Genomic DNA, 17,615 nt, shown 5'->3' on the forward strand with positions numbered 1-17,615 from the left:
CATTAATCGTAATGAGCATACATTTTATTAATTTTTCCGTCTTCATTAAAAAACATCACTTCGACCGCATGTTTATCCATAATGGATTTGTAAAATAAAGCCACAGAATCTACTCCTGCCGTAGATTTTATAAGTTCGAAGTGAAGATCAGGATATTTTTCCAATGCTGTCTTCCAATATCCGCGAACCGCAAATTTTCCTTTTAAAGAACTTTCTTTTTCTCCTGTTGCTAATTTTATCATCGGCGTCACGATCTCTATATCATCCGAATAATGAGATAAAATAATATCCAGATCATGCGAATTCCATGCTTTAATCCATTCTTCAGCAAACTTTTGATGATCCATCGCAATTGTTTTAAAATTGAAGTTCTGCAAAGATAAAACTAAAAAAAGAAATCCTGCCGATGCGGATGAATAAGACTTTAAAATATATGATAAACGCCGATTATTCTCTGAGAACTTTTATCCTGTTGTCGCTCCAGACTTTTATTACCGACGAACCCGAATATTTTGAAACTTTTTCGCGGTCTTCTTCTACTGCATAGTCTACAAGATCAATCATTTCAGGAGAAATATCCGAGAATTTCAAAGGACTTTTTTCACCGCTGAAATTGGCAGAAGTAGAAACCAAAGGTTTGTTGAGTTTTGTAATCAGTTTTTTGCAGAAGTCGTTTTTTACCAGACGGATTCCGATGCTTCCGTCTTCAGCCACCAATTCTTTTGGCAATCCTCTCGGGTTTTCATAAACAATTGTTACGGGCTTTTCGCTCAGATCAATAATTTCCCAAGCCATTTCCGGAACATCAACCAAATCCTGTAATCTTTTTTCAGATTCCACCAGAATGATCATGGATTTGTTTTTTTCCCGTTTTTTGATGTCAAAAATTTTATTGACAGCTTCTATATTGGTAGCGTCACAGCCAATTCCCCAAATGGTGTCTGTTGGGTAAAGAATTGTGCCGCCGGATTTTAAAATTTCTATTATTTTTTCCATGTATAATCAATTTCACGCTTTGGCTAGAGCCAGTATTCAATTTATTTTTAATAAAAAGGATTAAATTCTGCTTCTATTAATTTAACGTTGTAAATTTACAAATCTTAGCGCAAAATCTTTTAAAAACAGCATTTTTATATTCAATAGGAATGGGCTTTAGCCCATTTTGAAAATCATTAAAATCAAATCTGGCTTTAGCCAAACTTTATTATTTAAAATTATATTTATCCAAAAATTCCTGATATTCTTCCGCAAACGATTTCTTTTTGTGATGACTTTCCTGATTTTTAACGTAATTTCTAACTGTTTCAATCATAGATTCAGAAACTGAAACAGCAAAATATTCATCCTGCCAAAAAAACTTTTCTTTTGTCAATACATTTTTATTGATCCAATGTGAAGATTCTCCTTTCAATAATTGAACAATTTTTTCAATATTCTGATTGGAACCCAGAGAAATTAAACAATGACAATGATCCGAATAACCATTCACCATATCCACAAAAATTCCTTTTTGCGAGGCATTTTCTTTTATGTGTTTCCATACTTTTATTCTTAACTCCTGAGTATTGAAATAAGGAATTCTATTTCTCGTCGAGAAAACGACATGGATATAAATTTTAATAAATGGCATTTGTGTTGTTTAGCCAAAAATATGAAATCTATATTAAGTTTTGGCTAAAGCCGAAAGAATGATTTTAAATCAGTAAACGGGCTAAAGCCCGTTTCTATTGATAAATGACGGTTTCATCATCAAGAAGGATCATTGAAAAATCTGTCAAAGTAACTTATTTTCCTAGTTAATGTAAATTTTTTCTGATGCAGAATTTTTCTTATATCTTTTCGGATGATATGTTGTGAAAATAAAACCGGAGCATTTATTCTCCTTCCACTCTTAATCACCGTGTATAAAACCGACTGATCTTTAAAAAAAATTATGATTGTTCTTTCTTTGTCTAGAAAACTAAAGCTATTTATTGGTTCATTAAGATAAATCAGATTATTGGAAATATTTGAAATTCTGTAATGATACTTTTTGACATATTCTAAAATTCGTCTTTTGGCTTCTTCTTTATGAATACTGAAGCTGATTTCTTTCAGTCTTTTTTCTGTAAATAAACAATATGAAGAATAAAGTACAAAAATTAGAACAATACTATATACAATATATTCAAGATCATTATTTGCAGATGGCTTAATCTTGTATAAACCAGCTATTGAAAAATAAAATAAGGCTCCAAAAACCAAATAATTGGTATACCTGTCAATTTTATCTGAAATGCTCTCATTATAAATAAGCTTTCCATATTCAATACTTTTTTGAATATCTAAGTTCTTTAAACTACGCATTGCTTTTCTGCTTTAACCTTTAAATAAAGCGAAGAAAAAGTCAGGAATAAAATTGAAATCAACCATAAAAAATAACCTGATTCTAATTCAATTATTGGAGCTATTCTTCCACTTTTTGTAATTGTTATGTTATCAAAAAACATAAATGAAATTGCTAAAAATGACGAAATAATAAAAGCAAAAACTGCTTTGTAATTTCTTTTGATCATCAAAACTATTCCTAAAAAATAAAGAAGATTTGCAACCCAAACAAAACCTTCCCAACGAAATCCGTCAAAGTAAGTCCAACCCAATAAAAAAGCTAAATAAGATGGATAATGTATGCTACCAAAATATTGATAATTTACACAATCTTGAGTCAATGATATTAAAAAAATCACCGAACTGATTAAAATTACAATATTTATTTTTAAATGCGTCACAACTTCGGCAAATATCTTTCCTCAATAATATTCAGATGATGAATATTGTGCCCAACAATCAATTTTCCGATGTTTTCGGCAGAAATCTGGTTTCCGTTAGCGGATCCTACATTTTTTAAGGCTTCGGAATTTGCAGTTTCTAAAAGAATCTGAGAAGATTTTCTGATCAGTTGATATTCTTCCAATAATGAACTCAATGTTCTTTCATTCGCGAAAGACCGTTTCGCATATAATTCTTCGTCAAAACCCGGTAATTCATTTTGGTCGCCTCTTGCAAAAGCCAATATTCTGTACTGAAAAATTCTTTCCGTATCGGATAGATGCAGAAAGAGTTCTTTCAGCGTCCATTTTCCTTCGGCGTAGGCAAAAAGAGATTGTTCTTCTGAAAGCTTTGAGTAAATTTCAGCCGTTTTTTCTCCGGATCTTTTCAGTTCTTCCAGCCAGTTTTCTGAGGGAATTAAATCTAAATATCTTTGAACGTATTTTTGAAAATCAGACATATATTATGAATAATAAGTAATTGGTAATGAGTAATATTTTAGTAACAATTAAGATTTCGTAAACTGTTACACTGGTAAATTGTTACATTATGAAATCTTCCATTCGTAAAAATTCACTTCATCGTAGATTTCGAATCCGCATCTTGGGTAAAGCTTGTTTCCGATATCATTGGATTTTCCGGTTTCCAGAAGAATTCCGGCGGCATCTGTTGATTTTGCCATTTCTTGGGATGCTTCAATCAGTTGTTTTGAAAACCCTTTTCCACGATAATTTTCATTCACATACAAATCATTCAAAAGCCAGTATCTTTTCATTCTTGTAGAGGAAAATAACGGATACAATTGAACAAAACCGACTAATTTCCCTTCATTTTCGGCAACAAAAATTTCGGAATCGTTATTTTCAATTCTTTCTGTTAAAAATTTTTCCGCAGCAGGAATATCGGAATCTTTATGATAAAAGATCCTGTACTGATCGAACAGTTCAGATAACTGCTGTACATCTGCAAGTTGGGCTTTTCTTGTCATAATGGGAGTTTAAAACTTTGTCAAAGCGCAAAAAACTTCATAAAGCTTTGACAAAGTAGATTATAAGTGATGGTCGTAGCTGAAAACACGCTTCATTTTCCAGTCTTTTCCGTCCAGAATCCAGAGAATGGTAAATTTTGCACGGCTTCCCTTGTTCCATTTTCCGTTGTAAAATTCAGCAAAATCATGTTCTCCTTCCTGAATAAAAGCATACAGAGCATTATTGTTGTACAAAGGATATACTTTCATGGAATTTGGAATCAGTTCGCGTTTCACTTTATTGGGACCGCCACAAATATTGTTTTTAATGGAGGCTTTGAAGGCTTCTTTTCCGGAAGTAATTCCGCCTTTATCGTGGTAGAATTCCAAGTCTTCGCTTACGATAGAATCATAATGAGAAAGATCGCATTTATTGAATCCGATATCGAATATCAGACTGTCTAATTTTTTCGCCGTTTTGTACAGTTCGTCAGTATTTTTAACCTGAGAAAAGGCAATCTGGCTTACCATTAACAGGAATAAAATCTGGATCTTTCTCATTATGTTTTTATTTTAAAATGTTGTTCAACACTCTGTCATTCTGACGTTAGGAAGAATCTTTTTTAATAAATTTTTGAATTTCTATTCTAACGTTTGTCATTCCGCAGGAATCTTGGCTCTAATTTTTTCAAACGACTTTCTAATACTATCTAAAGATCCTTTCAGGATGACAAACTTTGATCGTATTTTTCAAATACTGAAAGAATTGACTACAATCCTAGCCACGATTGCAACGGCATCCTTTTGTGAAGCAAAGCGTAGCAAAAGATATAGTGGAAAGCGGGAAATAGCTCCAAAAATTTAAATAAATTCTATTTAGATTCTTTACTCCAATTCGTTCTATACAGAATGGCAAAGTGTTATAAATTGTTTTTAAACTAAGAAAAAGCTCTTTCCAGATCTGCGATAAGATCTTCTGCATCTTCGATTCCTACGCTTAAACGAACCAAATCGTATGTAATTCCCAATTCTGCACGTTTTTCTGCAGGAATGGAAGCATGAGTCATCAAAGCAGGATGATTGGCAAGAGATTCTACTCCTCCTAAAGATTCGGCTAAAGTGAATACTTTTACTCTTTCTAAAAATTTGATGGCATCTTCTTTTTTACCCGATTTAAAAGTGAAGGAAACCATTCCTCCGAAATCTTTCATCTGAGATTTTGCCAGTTCGTGCTGCGGATGAGATTCTAATCCCGGATAAATCACCTGATCTACAGCAGGATGAGATTCAAGGTATTTTGCAACAGCCATTCCGTTTTCAGAATGTCTCTGAACTCTTAAAGCCAGTGTTTTAATTCCTCTCAACACCAAATAAGAATCGTGAGGTCCTAAAATTCCTCCGCTTGCAAACTGAATGAAGTGAAGCTTCTCTCCAAGTTCGGCATCTTTTGCAATTAAAGCTCCCGCAATAACATCGGAGTGACCTCCCAAGTATTTTGTTGCGGAGTGCATGACGATATCGGCTCCCAAATCAATTGGTCTCTGAAGATAAGGCGTTGCAAAAGTGTTATCCACTGCAACCAGAATATCTTTTCCTTTTGCCACTTCAACAACTGCTTTAATATCAACCAGTTTCATCAAAGGATTGGTTGGCGTTTCAATCCAGATTAGTTTTGTTTTATCTGTAATAACGTCATTGATTTTAGAAACATCATCAAAATTCACGAAGGTAAATTTCAACTGATATTTTTCGAAAAGTCTGGTGAACATTCTGTACGTTCCTCCGTACAAATCGTCTACTGCAACCACTTCATCTCCCGGATTTAATAATTTTAAAACACAGTCGATTGCCGCCAAACCGGAACCGAAAGCTAAACCTCTCGCTCCGTTTTCGATGCTTGCCAAAGAGTCTTCCAAAGCCTGTCTTGTAGGGTTTGCCGCTCTTGAATACTCGTAGCCGGAATGTACTCCCGGACTTTTCTGTGCGAAGGTAGACGTTAAAAATACAGGTACATTCACAGAACCCGTTGCAGATTCGTGATGCTGTCCTCCGTGTATTACTTTTGTATTAAAATTCATTATTTTATAATTTATTAATTTAAAAATCTGAGAATTTGGAAATTATCTCCACTGCATTCATTTTCAAATTGTTTCATTCTCAAATTTTCAAATTTGTTTTACATTTTTATCGCCGATTTTACTGCGAACTCTTCCGCCATCTGCTCCAACCATTGTGCCACATCTTCTTCTCCTGTTGCTCTTTGGTAGGTATTCCCCATAGAAACAAGCACTTGATGAATGAACATTTTCATCTGATCCACCGGCATTTCTTTTGTCCAGAGATCAATTCTCAAAGCTTCCATATTTTTTTCGTCCCAAACCGAGATCATGGTTGCTTTTGTTTCTTCTTTTTCAATTCCGCCGTCCTGTGCGTTCCAAGTGATGTTTTCCGGAATGTGGTTCTCATCCAGTTCTACATCTATCGTAATCTGAGTTTTTCTCATAACGTTCTGTTTATTATACTATATATTGCTTGCCAAATGTTTTACATTCAGCGTATTATTTTACTTTCGGTTTATACCCAGACTGGTTAAAGATCACGGTTGCATCCAATCCTAGGAAATCCTGAAGTTTGGTTTCCTGCTTTTGCTTCAGATATTCTTTACAGATCTGCCATCCTGTGAAAATGGCAATCTGCGGAGAAGATTCGTTATCAATTTCCGTATAAAATTTCGAGAATGGTCCCGGAGCGATAAAACGGTCTTCCAATCTGTGATCGTCTCCAAAAATGATATTATTTTCCACGAAATAATTCCAGATGTTGGCTTCGTTGGAAACTGCCCATTCATACTGCTTCTGGGTGTAGTTCATTTTCAGATATTCCGGATATGTTGGTAAAAAAGCGTCTTTAAGAATCATGATTTTACCGTTGAGAATCATCATGTCTATGAATTTCTGATGATCCGGAGATTCTTTTACAAAACCTTCCGCGAAAATCTGTGCGACTTTCGGAACAATATTATTCGGGTTCATGGATTTCTGGAAATACATTTCCAAACCTTTATAATTGGGATTTCCGTCTCCCATAAAGCCTGTAATATCAATAAAAAGCTGATTTCCTTTGGCATCATAAAAAATAGGATCCTGAACCATCTGCAAAGCCGATGAAAATAAAAATACTTTCGGACTTTTGAATGCAGGAAAATAAAATTTGATGTGCGAAAACAAATCCTGAAGATCAGTCTGCAATTTTTTCTGATCTATTTTTGAGGTAGCCTCTTTGTAAATTTTAATTTCTTCAGCATCTGCTCTTCTTTTGGCAAAATCTGCATCGCTTACCGTTCCCTGAAACCAAGGAAATTTAGCTTTAAAACTTTCCGATGAAACATTCGGATCGTAAAGTTCTTTGGAAATATCCGTAATTTCTACTTTTTCCGCCGGACTTGTAATTTCTACGTTCCATTGATTCCCGGATTCTTTTTTGCAGGAATTCAATCCTAAAATTAATACTAAAGAAAGTGCAGTAATTCTGAAAATCTTCATACTTTTACATGAAATTTAAGTGTACAAAAATACGGATTTAAACATAATGTAATGATGAAAAATAAAATAATTCCGATCCTCATTCTTATTTTCTCTGTATCCTGTTTTTACAGTCAAAGCCTCATTTTTAAAGATAAAAATCTTGAAAAAGCGGTGATTGAAAATTTTGATCTGAACAAAGACGGAAAAATGAATCAGTTTGAAGCCGACAGAATTGAAAATTTATTTTTAGTGAATAAAGGCATTACAAATGCAGAAGATCTTCCCTATTTTAAAAATGCAAAAATGATCGTACTGGATGATAACAGCATTGTAAATCTTTCCCTGAAAAATATGGATCATCTGCAGCTTTTTTCGTGTACAGGATGTAAAATTTCAAATTTTAAAGCAGAAAATCTAAAAATTCTGGCTTCACTGTATCTCGACAACAATCAGATTGAAAATATTTCGCTGAAAACGACACCCAGAATTGATCAATTAACCGTATCTTTAAATAAAATAAAAACCATTGATCTAAGCTCGCTTAAATATCTTAAAAAGCTAAATCTTGAGCATAATCAGATTCAAAAACTGGATATTTCCGCAAATATCAATCTGGAAACCTTAAACGTGATGAAAAATCCGATCAAGGAAACAGACATTAAAAAAGGAGCAGCCAATGTAACGGTTTTTGGATTTCAGCAACAGTAATTTTTTATGTATTTAGAAACACAAAGACTTATTCTGAGAAAATTTGAAGAAACAGATGCAGAACGTCTGTTTCTCCTCGACTCCGATCCTGAAGTGATGAAATACATAGGAGTACCTCCTCTTTCCGACATCACCGAATCTGAAAATGTGATTAAAATGATCCAGCAGCAATATCTTGATAACGGTGTCGGAAGACTTGCTGTAATTGAAAAAGAAAGCGGACTGCTGATCGGCTGGAGCGGACTAAAATTAATTACTCAGGAAATAAACGGCTACAACAATATTTACGATCTCGGATATCGTTTCATTCCTGAATACTGGGGAAAAGGCTATGCGCTGGAATCGGCAAAAGCTTCGCTTGATTTTGGATTTCATCATCTGAAAGCTGAAACCATTTATGCTCATGCCCATTCTGAAAACGAAGGTTCCAATCATATTTTAAGAAAATTAGGCTTTGAAAAAACTGGCGAATTCACCGAACCGGACGGAATTTGCTTCTGGTATGAGCTTCAACATAAAAATTACATCAAATAAACATTCAGAATTTTTAATTTTGAATTTCTTTAAATAAAAACAGACAAAAATATAAACAATGCAGACACAAAAAGTTATAGACCATATTGTAAACTGGCTGAAAGATTATGCCGTAAAAGCAAAATTAAACGGATATGTAATCGGAGTTTCGGGAGGTGTGGATTCGGGTGTCGTTTCTACTCTTTGTGCGATGACAGGGCTTGAAGTTCTTGCGCTAGAAATGCCGATCCGTCAAAAAGCCGATCAGGTAAACAGAGCGCAGGATCATATTGAGGATCTGAAAAAGAAATTTCCAAACGTAAAATCAGAAACCGTTAACTTAACTCCTGTTTTCGAAAGTTTTGAAAATATTGTCAGCGCACATTCAGAAGGAAATCCTAATAACAATCTGGCTCTTGCGAATACAAGATCACGTTTCAGAATGCTGAATTTATATTATTTCGGGCAGCTTCACGGACTTTTGGTGTGCGGAACAGGAAATAAAGTAGAAGATTTCGGAATTGGTTTCTACACCAAATACGGCGACGGCGGTGTGGATGTTTCTCCAATCGCAGATCTTTATAAAACGGAAGTGTATGAATTAGCGAGAGCTTTAAATTTAATTGAAAGCATTCAGAATGCGATTCCTACGGACGGACTTTGGGATGCAGAAAGAACGGATGAAGACCAAATCGGGGCAACCTATCCTGAACTGGAAAAAATTCAGAAAGAATACGGAACAAAAACAGCAGAAGATTACGAAGGCAGAGATAAAGAGGTTTTCCAGATTTTCGACAGAATGCATAAAGCGGCAAAACATAAAATGGTTCCGATTCCGATCTGCGATATTCCGGAAGACTGGAGAGCATAAATTAATGTAACAATTTAAAAGTTTAACAATGTAACAATGGATTGCTAAACTGATAGATTGATACATTAAAGTTGTTTAAACTATTTCAGAATTAACCGCAAAAGTGACAAAAGGTGAACTAAACTTTTATTTAAAGTTGATCATTATAAATGAAAAAGTTCACAATAGTTTTTAAAAATCTTTGATTTTTATTCTTTTGAGCGCTTTGGTTATTATAGAAATTCGCTTTAAGATTGTCTTTTGTTACTTTTGCGGTTTAATAAAAGTTTAAACAAACTTATTGTTACATTTTTTAATTTAATACTATGAATGGTAAAATAAGATCTGTCTTTTTCATTTGTTTAGGGCTTCTTTTCGGGATGTCTGTGATGTACGTTTATAATAACTTCATTGCGGATAAAAAGGAAATTTCCTCCAAAAATCCAAGAATTGAATACGGCAGTTCTGAGATTTCGGGTTCGGCATATTCGAGTCAGGAATCTATTGATCAGTTGACAGAAGAAAAAAAGGTTATTGCTTATGTTAAAAAAAATCATCAGCTTCCTGAGTATTACATCACCAAAAATGAAGCAAGAAAGATGGGTTGGAATCCTTCCAAAGGGAATCTGTGTGAGGTTTTGCCGGGAAAAGCGATTGGCGGAGATCACTTCAGCAACAGGGAAAAAACATTGCCTGAAGGTGAAAAGTATTTTGAAGCGGATGTAAATTATCACTGCGGAAACAGAAATGCAGACCGGATTGTTTTCACGAAAGACGGTAATGTTTATCTGACGAAAAACCATTATAAAAGTTTTGAGAAACAGTAGTTGTAGGTCATAGCGAGGAGCGAAAAGACGAAGCAATCTAAAAATATGAAAGTAGGTTTTATTTACATTATGACTAATAAAAACAACACTACTCTATATACAGGAGTTACTTCAAACTTGCCCAAACGCGTTCAACAACATAAGGAAAATCAATATCAACAAAGTTTTACTGCAAAATATAATTTACATAAATTAGTTTATTGGGAAGCATTTCAGGAAATTGGAGATGCAATTTTTAGAGAAAAGCAAATAAAAGCTGGATCTCGGCAAGACAAGTTAGATTTAATTAATTCATTCAATCCTGAATGGAAAGATTTAATTGAAGACATTAGAGATATTATGAATCCTTATTGAGATTGCTTCGTCGCTTAGCTCCTCGCAATGACTTACGCTCACTGATTTAAAATTAAAAATAAAGTTATGAGTACAATATATATAGATTTTACGGACATCGGAGATTATGAAGATTTCTATGCCAAACTGAAAGAAAAGATCAAACTTCCGGATCATTTCGGAGATAACCTGGATGCACTTTCTGATGTGATTACCGGAGAACTGGAAATGCCTCTTCATATTGAATTTGTAAATATGACGGTCGATCAGCTGGAAATTTTTGAAGATCTTCTTCTCACGCTTGAAGACGCTGAGGAAGAAACGGAAGACTTCACGTTCACTTATTTTCTCGAACAGTATGAAGATGATGAAGACGATCTGAACGAAGAGGAAGAATAATATAATCTACAACCCGCGGAATAATCTGCGGGTTTTTCATTTATAAAGTTTTTAATATCTAATAAAAATGCTTAGAATACTGCTGATTCATCTCTTAAAATAAGGCATCTGTAAGGCATCTATGTGGTATTAATAAATTTTTAATCCCCCTTTCAAATTGTTAATTTTAGATCAAATTAATAATTAAGACTTATGATCATTTGTGAAAACCTCCTGTTTTCTCATGGTGCTGAACTGCAACACTATAATTCCGGCGATTATATTTTTAAAGAAGAAAGCAGTCCCAAATATTATCTGCAGATAAAAACCGGAACGGTAAAGCTGAGCAGCTTTCTGGAAGACGGCAAAGAATTCATTCATGGGATTCCTTTCGATGGTCATTGTCTTGCCGAAACGTATATTTTCCACAATAAAAAGTATGCTGTAAGCGGAGTTGCGATTACAGATTGTGAAATCATCAGGCTTGAAAAAAGCAAATTCTTAAAACTCTTATTAGAAAAGCCTGAACTTCTGCTTTCTGTGTATTCTTACACCGCAGACCGTATGCGTTACAGACACATCACTGCAGCACCTTTTTCTTTCAGAGATCCGATTACAAAGCTTACTCTTATTATGTCTCATGTAAAAGCGCATTTTGGTTTTGAAGAACAATTCTCCTTTGTAGTTCCTTATACAAGACAGCAGTTAGCATCGCTCACAGGAATGCGGATAGAAACCGTAATCCGCGCAATTAAAAAAATGGAACAGCAGAATATGGTAAAGATCGACAACAGTAAAATTTATGTTTAAAAACAAAAAAAATCCTTAACTTTTTGGTTAAGGATTTTATCATTTATCTTTACAGGAAAGTACTATTTTCCAATCACTTCCGTAATCGGATTTCCTACATTTCCGCTTGGAAACTGAATTTTAAGCAATGAAGAAATTGTAGGTGCAATATCGGTCATGAAGTACGCTTTATTGCTTTCACCGTGCTGAATTCCCCATCCCATAAATATTAAAGGAATATGCGAGTCGTAAGAATTCCATACACTGTGCGTTGTCCCTGTTTTTGAATACGGAGGAAGCATGGAATCATGTGAAATCAACTGAATATCACCACTTCTCTGTCTGTTGATTCCGTTGATGATTCTTTGTTTAATCGGCTCCGGAATAGAAGATTCTGAAACTTTATTTACCGGAACAGCGTATAAATCTGAAGGATCACTTTCAATTTCTTTTACGGTGAAATCTACAACGTCTTCTAATTTAATATTATTTTCTTTGAGTAATTTCCTGTCGAAATAAATCTGGTAATTATCCACTGCATTGATCAGTTTATCAACCCCGAATTTTTCTTTTAACTTAAGATTGACATTTTTGTCCATTCCGTCTCCGAAGAAACCTGTGGTGATCTTATGTTCCTGTAAAAAGCCTACAGAATGCGCACCGCCATGATCTGCTGAAAGGAAAACCGTATATTGCCCCTTTCCTACTTTAGAATCCAGATAATTGAAAAACTGTGCTAAATCTTTATCAAGTCTCAGATAAACATCTTCCACTTCGATGGAATTCGGACCAAATTTATGTCCTGCATAATCCGTCGATGCCAAATTGATGGCTAACATATCCACAATATCGTCTCCTCCTAACTTTTCACCTTCTACAGCTGCTTCGGCTAATTTCAGCGTTAATGTGTTTCCGAATGGCGTGTAACGGATATTGTCTTTTTTAGCCTGATAATCTGCTGCTAAATTACTGTAAGGAAACGTAGGGGTTTTGGCACTTCCCAACAATCCTTCCCATGAAGAATTATCCGGAGAACTTTCTGTGTACTGATCGATCGGAAGTAAGGTATTCCAGCCGTTGGCAACCAATTTATCCGGTAGATCCTGAGAATTGAAGGTTTTTACCCACTGCGGAAGATCATTCATATACCAAGAGCTTGTAATAAAATCTCCGGTGGAATCATCAAACCAGAATGCTCCGTTCGGTGTGTGTCCTGCCGGTAAAATGGAAGCTCTGTCTTTTAAAGAAACACCGATTACTTTTCCCTGAAAGTTGGTGGCAAGTCTCAGCTCATCCGTAACTGTGGTAGACCAGAGATTTTTCGGAGAATGACTCCCTACTTTAGCATTGGCTGTTTCTACAGGTTTTACACTTTCATCTGTGGTACAGTAGACATTTTGCCCTGTTTCCTTATCCGTCCAGTCGTTTCCTGCGATCCCGTGAATTGCCGGAACAGAACCTGTGTAGATACAAGTGTGTCCTAAAGCTGTAACGGTAGGAACATAGGGAATATGAATGTTATTTAAAGAATATCCTGTATTTAAAAGTCTTTTGAAGCCTTCGTTGCCGTATTTGTTATAAAAACGGTATAAATAATCCCACCTCATCTGATCCACAACCAAACCTACTACCAGTTTTGGTCTCTCCAACTGAGAATTTTTGTTCTTCTGCGCATTGATTGTAAGGACGGACAAAAAAGCAGCCGCCGCAACCGAAATTTTCCTAAGCATCCAGTAAAATTTTTATTGACAACAAATTTAAGGGTTTTGAAAGTTTTGATGTGTGAAATTATAATTAATTTTAAAGTTCTAATTTGACTTAATAACTATGAAATATTTTGTGTTGTTTTTAATAGCCGTTCCGTTCATAAAATTGTCTGCTCAAAAATATATTCCATTTGATTGTGATGATTTTAATTTCAATGTAGAATCTAATACAAATACTTCTATAAGATTTATAAATCAATCAGATTACTTATCATCACTAAAAGATACGGTTGTATTATCCAAAAAACCGTTAATAAAAGAAAATGAGAAGCTTTACACAGAATTTCAGAAAAAATTTCCCAACAAGATTTCTACTCATTGTATTCAAGCTAAAACTTTTTCCAGAGGAGAAATTTCAGAAATCTCTTATTGTAGTCAAAGACAAAACATTTTTTTAATTACAAAAGAAAAAAAATTTTACATTTTCAAACTGAATGCATTTGAAGTTGATGATTTTCTATTATTTAATGAAGATAATGAAACAATATATTTCACAGAAAATTATCCGTTAATTCTGGATGAAGGTAAAATTATTTTTGATGTAGGACATTCTTATCCTGGAAAACAAATCATTAATTATTATCAATTCGAAGATAAAAAAGTTAAATATGCATCAATCGATCTACCTTTCGATTATAGAATTACCAAGTACAATATTGTTAAATATTCTAACTACAAAGTAATTACAGAACTTACAAGACATCAATTAAAAGAAACTTCTCCTAATTATTTTGAAAAAGACAAAGATGTTTTTTGTAAAAAATTCGTAATCATCAATTGATTATTATGAAATGATAAAATTTCAGAATTTACAACAATATTATTTTCAAGTAACTTCTTTAAAAAACATTTTCATTATTTTATTGATATTAAATCGATTTTAATTAGCTTTGAAATTAATGTAAAAACACATCTTGTTCCACTTCAAAATATTTCTATTCATGAAAATTATCAGACCTTTTCTTCTTTCGGTATCTCTATTGTTATTCGGATGGCTGTTTATTAGCAATATCAACCTCATCAACGTTGCGGCAACGCTGAATGAAGCCGAAATCAATTCAGAAGTCGGAAAGGTAAATGCTTTTACCAATATCGATCAGCTTAAGGAATTTACCATTGAAAAGATCAATTACATGGAAGTGATCCGCGAAAGATTTTCGGAAAATGCCATGATAAGGATTATTGTGATTTCTGTTCTTGTGATGATACAGATCTGGTTGTACGCAACAAAAAGCAGATTTCATGCTCAGAATTCTAAATTCTAACTGATGGAAATCCGAAGATTAGCTCCATTTACAGAAAATCTCTTTTTAAATCAGGATTTCAAGGGTTATGAAACTGAAAAAATTTTTGTGGTTTCAACCATCGAAACCGGATATTCTTTTGAATTTACCCTAAGAGAAAAAAATCAATATTATAAAAAGATCTTGGAGCCCGGCTTCTATGATATTGAGTATTTAAATGCCATTATTCAGCAAAGTCATTCTTTCGGCGTTTATGTAAAAGAGGAACTGACGGGCTGGATTATCTGCGATTACAGACTGAAAAACAACAGTCTTTTTATTGAAAATATATGGATCAATGAAAAATTCCGGAGGCAGAATCTTGGAAGGTTACTGATCAAAAATATCAATCTTGAAGCCAGAAAATTGCAGTGCAGAATTGTGGAAACTGAAATTCGCAATACCAATTATCCTGCAGTAAAATTTTTCCGGAAGGCAGGATTTCAATTTACGGGAATTAATACAAAACTCTACAATGATTCCACTGAAACGGCTTTGTTTATGAGTTTTGATGTTTTGACGTAGAAAAACAGAACATTATCGACATAAACTATTAAAGATATTTGAAAATTTATTTTGTACCAAATAGTACAATTGTATACCTTTGTCTCATCAAAATAAAGAAATGGCAGGAAGACCAAAAATATTCGACGAGCAGGAAGCGATACAAAAAGCGACCGAAGTTTTTAGAAATAAAGGCTACGACACCGCTTCCGCAGACGAATTGCTGAATGCCATGGGAATCGGGAAAGGAAGTTTTTATCTGGCTTTTAAAGGTGGAAAACAGGAATTATATCTCCGGTCAATTAAACAGTTTGCTGAAAATTTTAATCTGAAAATGGTTCAGGCTATTGAAAATTCTGATGACGAGATTGAATTTATAAGACAGTTTTTCTTAAACCTTGCGCATGTGAAAGACTGCGATGCAGAAAGGGGATGTTATTTGGGGAATGCCTTGGTTCAACTGTCGGAAAAAGATCAGGACATTAAGAAATTAACTGCAGAATTACTTAAAGGTTTACAGAAAATCTTTTTCGAAGCAATTAAAAAAGCTCAGGAAAAAGGAAGATTAAAAACTCAGGAAAGTCCGGAAATTCTGGCTTGTCATCTAATTAATCTGTGGAATGGAATTCACGTCACAAGAAGAATGGAACATTCTCCTGAAACTCTTCATTCTCTTATTGAAATGAATCTTAAAATACTACAATAAAAAATTTTATTCTATTTTGTACCAAATAGTACAATAAACAATTTAGTATAACTTAAACAACAAATTATTATGAACACAACAGACAACACAATTTTAATTACTGGCGGAGGTTCAGGAATCGGTTTAGAAATCGCAAAAGCATTAAGCCCGGCCAACAGAATCATCATCGTAGGAAGAAACAAAGAAAAATTAGATGCTGCAGCGAAAGATCTGGAGAATGTTTTCACAATTCAGGCGGATATTACAGATGAAAATGATGTCAACAGGTTGTATGAAGAAGTAAAAACCAGTTTCGGAGGATTGAATATTTTAATCAACAATGCCGGAAATGCCTATGTTTACAATATTGCAAATGACGGAGATGCTTACAGTAAAGCTGTAGCAGAATTCACAACCAATTATTTTGCGCCGATCAGACTTTCAGAAAAATTCCTTCCTCTGTTGAAACAACAGAATGAAGTTGCTATCGTGAATGTTTCATCAATTGTAGGATTTGTTCCGGGGGCAAATCTTCCTACATATTCAGATTCAAAAGCTGCTCTTCATTCTCACACAAAATCGTTGAGATACGAGCTGGCAAAAGATACTAATATAAAAGTTTTTGAATTAATGCCACCATTGGTTGCCACAGATTTCTCTGCAGAAATTGGCGGTTTGGAAAACGGAATTCCGGCTTCAGATGTTGCGAATGATTTGGTGAAAGCTCTTCAGGAAGATATTTATGAAATTCGTGTCGGAAATACAGGTTTACTATACGACAATTTCTTCGCCGCTACAGAAGGAGCCTTTGCAGCTTTCAATAATTAAAAATTTCATCGTTCCTGATTGGAATTGATTCCATATATTTTATCTCTCATGGGTTTTTCGTGGGAGATTTTTTTGTTTTAATTTTACTGTTATCCGTAGTTTATAAAGGATGAATTTATTAAATTTGATACAAACTAATTCAACCATTCGAATGATTACAGAAGAAACAAATTTTGTTAGCAAATTAAATAATTGTGATATTAAAACATATAAAGAATGTTTAGATAGATATACCAAAAATTTTGATAAGGTTTTAAAATTAGAAACTGATTTTCCAATTTTTTTAGATACAAATGTTCTTTTAAGATACTATAGTATTTCCTTTACAGCGAGAGAAAAATTATTCGATTTTATAAATGAAAATAAAAAAAGAATTATAATTACACATCAGGTTCAAAAAGAATTCTTGAAGAATAGAGAAGATGTAATAAAGAAATTTTTTGAAAAGGTTACTAAAAAAATCCCTACAGATTTTAGTTCGAATATCGTTAATCAACTTAAAAATTTCATTGAACAACATAAAGTTATATTAAAAGATTATCCATATGTTGAAACCGAAATAATGAAGCATAAGGACGAATTAGAATTAATTCTTGATCAATTAAATAAAGATTCTGACAATAAATATTCTGAATTTAAAAATTTAATTTGGAAAGATAAATTTCTAGATTTACTATATCAATGTAATCATATTGATAATCTAAATAATGAAGAAACAATACTTTTAAAAACAAAATTCGATTATTTAAAAAAAGATATTAAACCTAACGAAATTGAAAATATCTTAAATAAAACACGTACAATTTTTCCTGGATTAGGTGATATAAAAGATAAACCTGATGATCCTTATGG

Annotated in this window: 24 protein-coding genes; 13 read left to right on the forward strand and 11 right to left on the reverse strand. The window is 33.7% G+C overall.

Going from position 1 to position 17,615, the window contains the following annotated elements:
* Positions 1 to 2 precede the first annotated feature (2 nt).
* The 10 genes from DD829_RS05900 to DD829_RS05950 form a co-directional block, all read right to left on the reverse strand.
* Positions 3 to 347, reverse strand: coding sequence for a nuclear transport factor 2 family protein (locus DD829_RS05900; RefSeq protein ID WP_108411007.1), 345 nt, complete (start codon positions 345 to 347; stop codon positions 3 to 5).
* Positions 348 to 447: 100 nt separating this feature from the next.
* Positions 448 to 996, reverse strand: coding sequence for an L-threonylcarbamoyladenylate synthase (locus tag DD829_RS05905; protein WP_108411006.1), 549 nt, complete (start codon positions 994 to 996; stop codon positions 448 to 450).
* A gap of 208 nt (positions 997 to 1,204) precedes the next feature.
* Entirely contained in the window at positions 1,205 to 1,630 is a 426-nt protein-coding gene (gene tnpA / locus DD829_RS05910; protein ID WP_116547614.1) for an IS200/IS605 family transposase, read from the reverse strand.
* Between the two features lie 703 nt (positions 1,631 to 2,333).
* Positions 2,334 to 2,768 carry a hypothetical protein gene (locus tag DD829_RS05920; RefSeq protein ID WP_123906819.1) on the reverse strand — a complete coding sequence of 145 codons (435 nt, stop codon included), beginning with the start codon at positions 2,766 to 2,768 and terminating at the stop codon, positions 2,334 to 2,336.
* The gene (locus DD829_RS05925) at positions 2,765 to 3,268 is read right to left on the reverse strand and encodes a DinB family protein (protein WP_108411062.1); all 504 of its coding nucleotides are present in this window, start codon (positions 3,266 to 3,268) and stop codon (positions 2,765 to 2,767) included. Before DD829_RS05925 ends, DD829_RS05920 begins: the two co-directional genes overlap by 4 nt.
* A gap of 87 nt (positions 3,269 to 3,355) precedes the next feature.
* On the reverse strand, positions 3,356 to 3,796 hold the full coding sequence (locus DD829_RS05930; RefSeq protein ID WP_108411061.1) for a GNAT family N-acetyltransferase: 441 nt from the start codon (positions 3,794 to 3,796) through the stop codon (positions 3,356 to 3,358).
* A gap of 60 nt (positions 3,797 to 3,856) precedes the next feature.
* A complete protein-coding gene (locus DD829_RS05935; RefSeq protein WP_108411060.1) occupies positions 3,857 to 4,336 on the reverse strand; it encodes a nuclear transport factor 2 family protein in 480 nt (159 codons plus the stop codon).
* 377 nt (positions 4,337 to 4,713) lie between these two features.
* The gene (locus DD829_RS05940; RefSeq protein WP_108409358.1) at positions 4,714 to 5,853 is read right to left on the reverse strand and encodes a cystathionine gamma-synthase; all 1,140 of its coding nucleotides are present in this window, start codon (positions 5,851 to 5,853) and stop codon (positions 4,714 to 4,716) included.
* A gap of 98 nt (positions 5,854 to 5,951) precedes the next feature.
* A complete protein-coding gene (gldC, locus tag DD829_RS05945; RefSeq protein WP_076396489.1) occupies positions 5,952 to 6,278 on the reverse strand; it encodes a gliding motility protein GldC in 327 nt (108 codons plus the stop codon).
* 55 nt (positions 6,279 to 6,333) lie between these two features.
* A complete protein-coding gene (locus DD829_RS05950) occupies positions 6,334 to 7,317 on the reverse strand; it encodes a gliding motility protein GldB (RefSeq protein WP_108409359.1) in 984 nt (327 codons plus the stop codon).
* A 51-nt stretch (positions 7,318 to 7,368) separates the two neighbouring features.
* On the opposite strand from DD829_RS05950, the gene DD829_RS05955 reads away from it, so the two are divergent.
* The 7 genes from DD829_RS05955 (at position 7,369) to DD829_RS05985 (ending at position 11,718) form a co-directional block, all read left to right on the forward strand.
* A complete protein-coding gene (locus tag DD829_RS05955) occupies positions 7,369 to 8,007 on the forward strand; it encodes a hypothetical protein (protein WP_108409360.1) in 639 nt (212 codons plus the stop codon).
* A gap of 6 nt (positions 8,008 to 8,013) precedes the next feature.
* Positions 8,014 to 8,541, forward strand: coding sequence for a GNAT family N-acetyltransferase (locus tag DD829_RS05960; RefSeq protein WP_185140306.1), 528 nt, complete (start codon positions 8,014 to 8,016; stop codon positions 8,539 to 8,541).
* Between the two features lie 58 nt (positions 8,542 to 8,599).
* Entirely contained in the window at positions 8,600 to 9,391 is a 792-nt protein-coding gene (nadE, locus tag DD829_RS05965; RefSeq protein ID WP_108410603.1) for an NAD(+) synthase, read from the forward strand.
* A gap of 305 nt (positions 9,392 to 9,696) precedes the next feature.
* The gene (locus tag DD829_RS05970) at positions 9,697 to 10,197 is read left to right on the forward strand and encodes a ribonuclease domain-containing protein (protein WP_108410602.1); all 501 of its coding nucleotides are present in this window, start codon (positions 9,697 to 9,699) and stop codon (positions 10,195 to 10,197) included.
* A gap of 45 nt (positions 10,198 to 10,242) precedes the next feature.
* On the forward strand, positions 10,243 to 10,551 hold the full coding sequence (locus DD829_RS05975) for a GIY-YIG nuclease family protein (protein ID WP_116547616.1): 309 nt from the start codon (positions 10,243 to 10,245) through the stop codon (positions 10,549 to 10,551).
* Positions 10,552 to 10,617: 66 nt separating this feature from the next.
* Positions 10,618 to 10,929, forward strand: coding sequence for a barstar family protein (locus DD829_RS05980; protein ID WP_116547617.1), 312 nt, complete (start codon positions 10,618 to 10,620; stop codon positions 10,927 to 10,929).
* Between the two features lie 192 nt (positions 10,930 to 11,121).
* Positions 11,122 to 11,718 carry a Crp/Fnr family transcriptional regulator gene (locus DD829_RS05985; protein ID WP_108409610.1) on the forward strand — a complete coding sequence of 199 codons (597 nt, stop codon included), beginning with the start codon at positions 11,122 to 11,124 and terminating at the stop codon, positions 11,716 to 11,718.
* A 62-nt stretch (positions 11,719 to 11,780) separates the two neighbouring features.
* Here DD829_RS05985 and pafA read toward each other — a convergent pair whose 3' ends face one another.
* Positions 11,781 to 13,427, reverse strand: a complete 1,647-nt coding sequence (pafA, locus tag DD829_RS05990) for an alkaline phosphatase PafA (protein ID WP_108409611.1) — start codon at positions 13,425 to 13,427, stop codon at positions 11,781 to 11,783.
* 142 nt (positions 13,428 to 13,569) lie between these two features.
* Here pafA and DD829_RS05995 point away from each other — a divergent pair, with 142 nt between their 5' ends.
* The 6 genes from DD829_RS05995 to DD829_RS06020 form a co-directional block, all read left to right on the forward strand.
* The gene (locus DD829_RS05995) at positions 13,570 to 14,244 is read left to right on the forward strand and encodes a hypothetical protein (protein ID WP_123906820.1); all 675 of its coding nucleotides are present in this window, start codon (positions 13,570 to 13,572) and stop codon (positions 14,242 to 14,244) included.
* Between the two features lie 160 nt (positions 14,245 to 14,404).
* Positions 14,405 to 14,728 carry a hypothetical protein gene (locus tag DD829_RS06000; RefSeq protein ID WP_116547619.1) on the forward strand — a complete coding sequence of 108 codons (324 nt, stop codon included), beginning with the start codon at positions 14,405 to 14,407 and terminating at the stop codon, positions 14,726 to 14,728.
* A gap of 3 nt (positions 14,729 to 14,731) precedes the next feature.
* Positions 14,732 to 15,271, forward strand: a complete 540-nt coding sequence (locus DD829_RS06005; RefSeq protein ID WP_116547620.1) for a GNAT family N-acetyltransferase — start codon at positions 14,732 to 14,734, stop codon at positions 15,269 to 15,271.
* A gap of 100 nt (positions 15,272 to 15,371) precedes the next feature.
* Complete coding sequence (locus DD829_RS06010; RefSeq protein ID WP_076396469.1) at positions 15,372 to 15,956, forward strand: TetR/AcrR family transcriptional regulator; 585 nt, start codon at positions 15,372 to 15,374, stop codon at positions 15,954 to 15,956.
* A gap of 69 nt (positions 15,957 to 16,025) precedes the next feature.
* Positions 16,026 to 16,763 (forward strand): SDR family oxidoreductase, encoded by a 738-nt coding sequence (locus tag DD829_RS06015; RefSeq protein WP_108411316.1) that lies wholly within the window; start codon positions 16,026 to 16,028, stop codon positions 16,761 to 16,763.
* A gap of 151 nt (positions 16,764 to 16,914) precedes the next feature.
* The coding region (locus DD829_RS06020; protein WP_165814843.1) for a PIN-like domain-containing protein at positions 16,915 to 17,615 on the forward strand (701 nt) is incomplete at its 3' end.

The organism is Chryseobacterium sp. HMWF035 (genome assembly GCF_003094695.1).
GTDB lineage: Bacteria > Bacteroidota > Bacteroidia > Flavobacteriales > Weeksellaceae > Chryseobacterium > Chryseobacterium gambrini.

Excerpts from the sequence above, each read along its gene's own strand:
- DD829_RS05975 (WP_116547616.1), top strand. The coding sequence starts at position 10,243 with ATGAAAGTAGGTTTTATTTACATTATGACTAATAAAAACAACACTACT.
- DD829_RS06010 (WP_076396469.1), top strand. The coding sequence starts at position 15,372 with ATGGCAGGAAGACCAAAAATATTCGACGAGCAGGAAGCGATACAAAAA.
- nadE (WP_108410603.1), top strand. The coding sequence starts at position 8,600 with ATGCAGACACAAAAAGTTATAGACCATATTGTAAACTGGCTGAAAGAT.
- DD829_RS06015 (WP_108411316.1), top strand. The coding sequence starts at position 16,026 with ATGAACACAACAGACAACACAATTTTAATTACTGGCGGAGGTTCAGGA.
- tnpA (WP_116547614.1), bottom strand. The coding sequence starts at position 1,630 with ATGCCATTTATTAAAATTTATATCCATGTCGTTTTCTCGACGAGAAAT.
- DD829_RS05940 (WP_108409358.1), bottom strand. The coding sequence starts at position 5,853 with ATGAATTTTAATACAAAAGTAATACACGGAGGACAGCATCACGAATCT.
- gldC (WP_076396489.1), bottom strand. The coding sequence starts at position 6,278 with ATGAGAAAAACTCAGATTACGATAGATGTAGAACTGGATGAGAACCAC.
- DD829_RS05985 (WP_108409610.1), top strand. The coding sequence starts at position 11,122 with ATGATCATTTGTGAAAACCTCCTGTTTTCTCATGGTGCTGAACTGCAA.
- DD829_RS05935 (WP_108411060.1), bottom strand. The coding sequence starts at position 4,336 with ATGAGAAAGATCCAGATTTTATTCCTGTTAATGGTAAGCCAGATTGCC.
- DD829_RS05970 (WP_108410602.1), top strand. The coding sequence starts at position 9,697 with ATGAATGGTAAAATAAGATCTGTCTTTTTCATTTGTTTAGGGCTTCTT.
- DD829_RS05955 (WP_108409360.1), top strand. The coding sequence starts at position 7,369 with ATGATGAAAAATAAAATAATTCCGATCCTCATTCTTATTTTCTCTGTA.
- DD829_RS05980 (WP_116547617.1), top strand. The coding sequence starts at position 10,618 with ATGAGTACAATATATATAGATTTTACGGACATCGGAGATTATGAAGAT.
- DD829_RS05950 (WP_108409359.1), bottom strand. The coding sequence starts at position 7,317 with ATGAAGATTTTCAGAATTACTGCACTTTCTTTAGTATTAATTTTAGGA.
- DD829_RS05900 (WP_108411007.1), bottom strand. The coding sequence starts at position 347 with ATGGATCATCAAAAGTTTGCTGAAGAATGGATTAAAGCATGGAATTCG.
- DD829_RS05960 (WP_185140306.1), top strand. The coding sequence starts at position 8,014 with ATGTATTTAGAAACACAAAGACTTATTCTGAGAAAATTTGAAGAAACA.
- pafA (WP_108409611.1), bottom strand. The coding sequence starts at position 13,427 with ATGCTTAGGAAAATTTCGGTTGCGGCGGCTGCTTTTTTGTCCGTCCTT.
- DD829_RS05905 (WP_108411006.1), bottom strand. The coding sequence starts at position 996 with ATGGAAAAAATAATAGAAATTTTAAAATCCGGCGGCACAATTCTTTAC.
- DD829_RS05925 (WP_108411062.1), bottom strand. The coding sequence starts at position 3,268 with ATGTCTGATTTTCAAAAATACGTTCAAAGATATTTAGATTTAATTCCC.
- DD829_RS06000 (WP_116547619.1), top strand. The coding sequence starts at position 14,405 with ATGAAAATTATCAGACCTTTTCTTCTTTCGGTATCTCTATTGTTATTC.
- DD829_RS05930 (WP_108411061.1), bottom strand. The coding sequence starts at position 3,796 with ATGACAAGAAAAGCCCAACTTGCAGATGTACAGCAGTTATCTGAACTG.
- DD829_RS06005 (WP_116547620.1), top strand. The coding sequence starts at position 14,732 with ATGGAAATCCGAAGATTAGCTCCATTTACAGAAAATCTCTTTTTAAAT.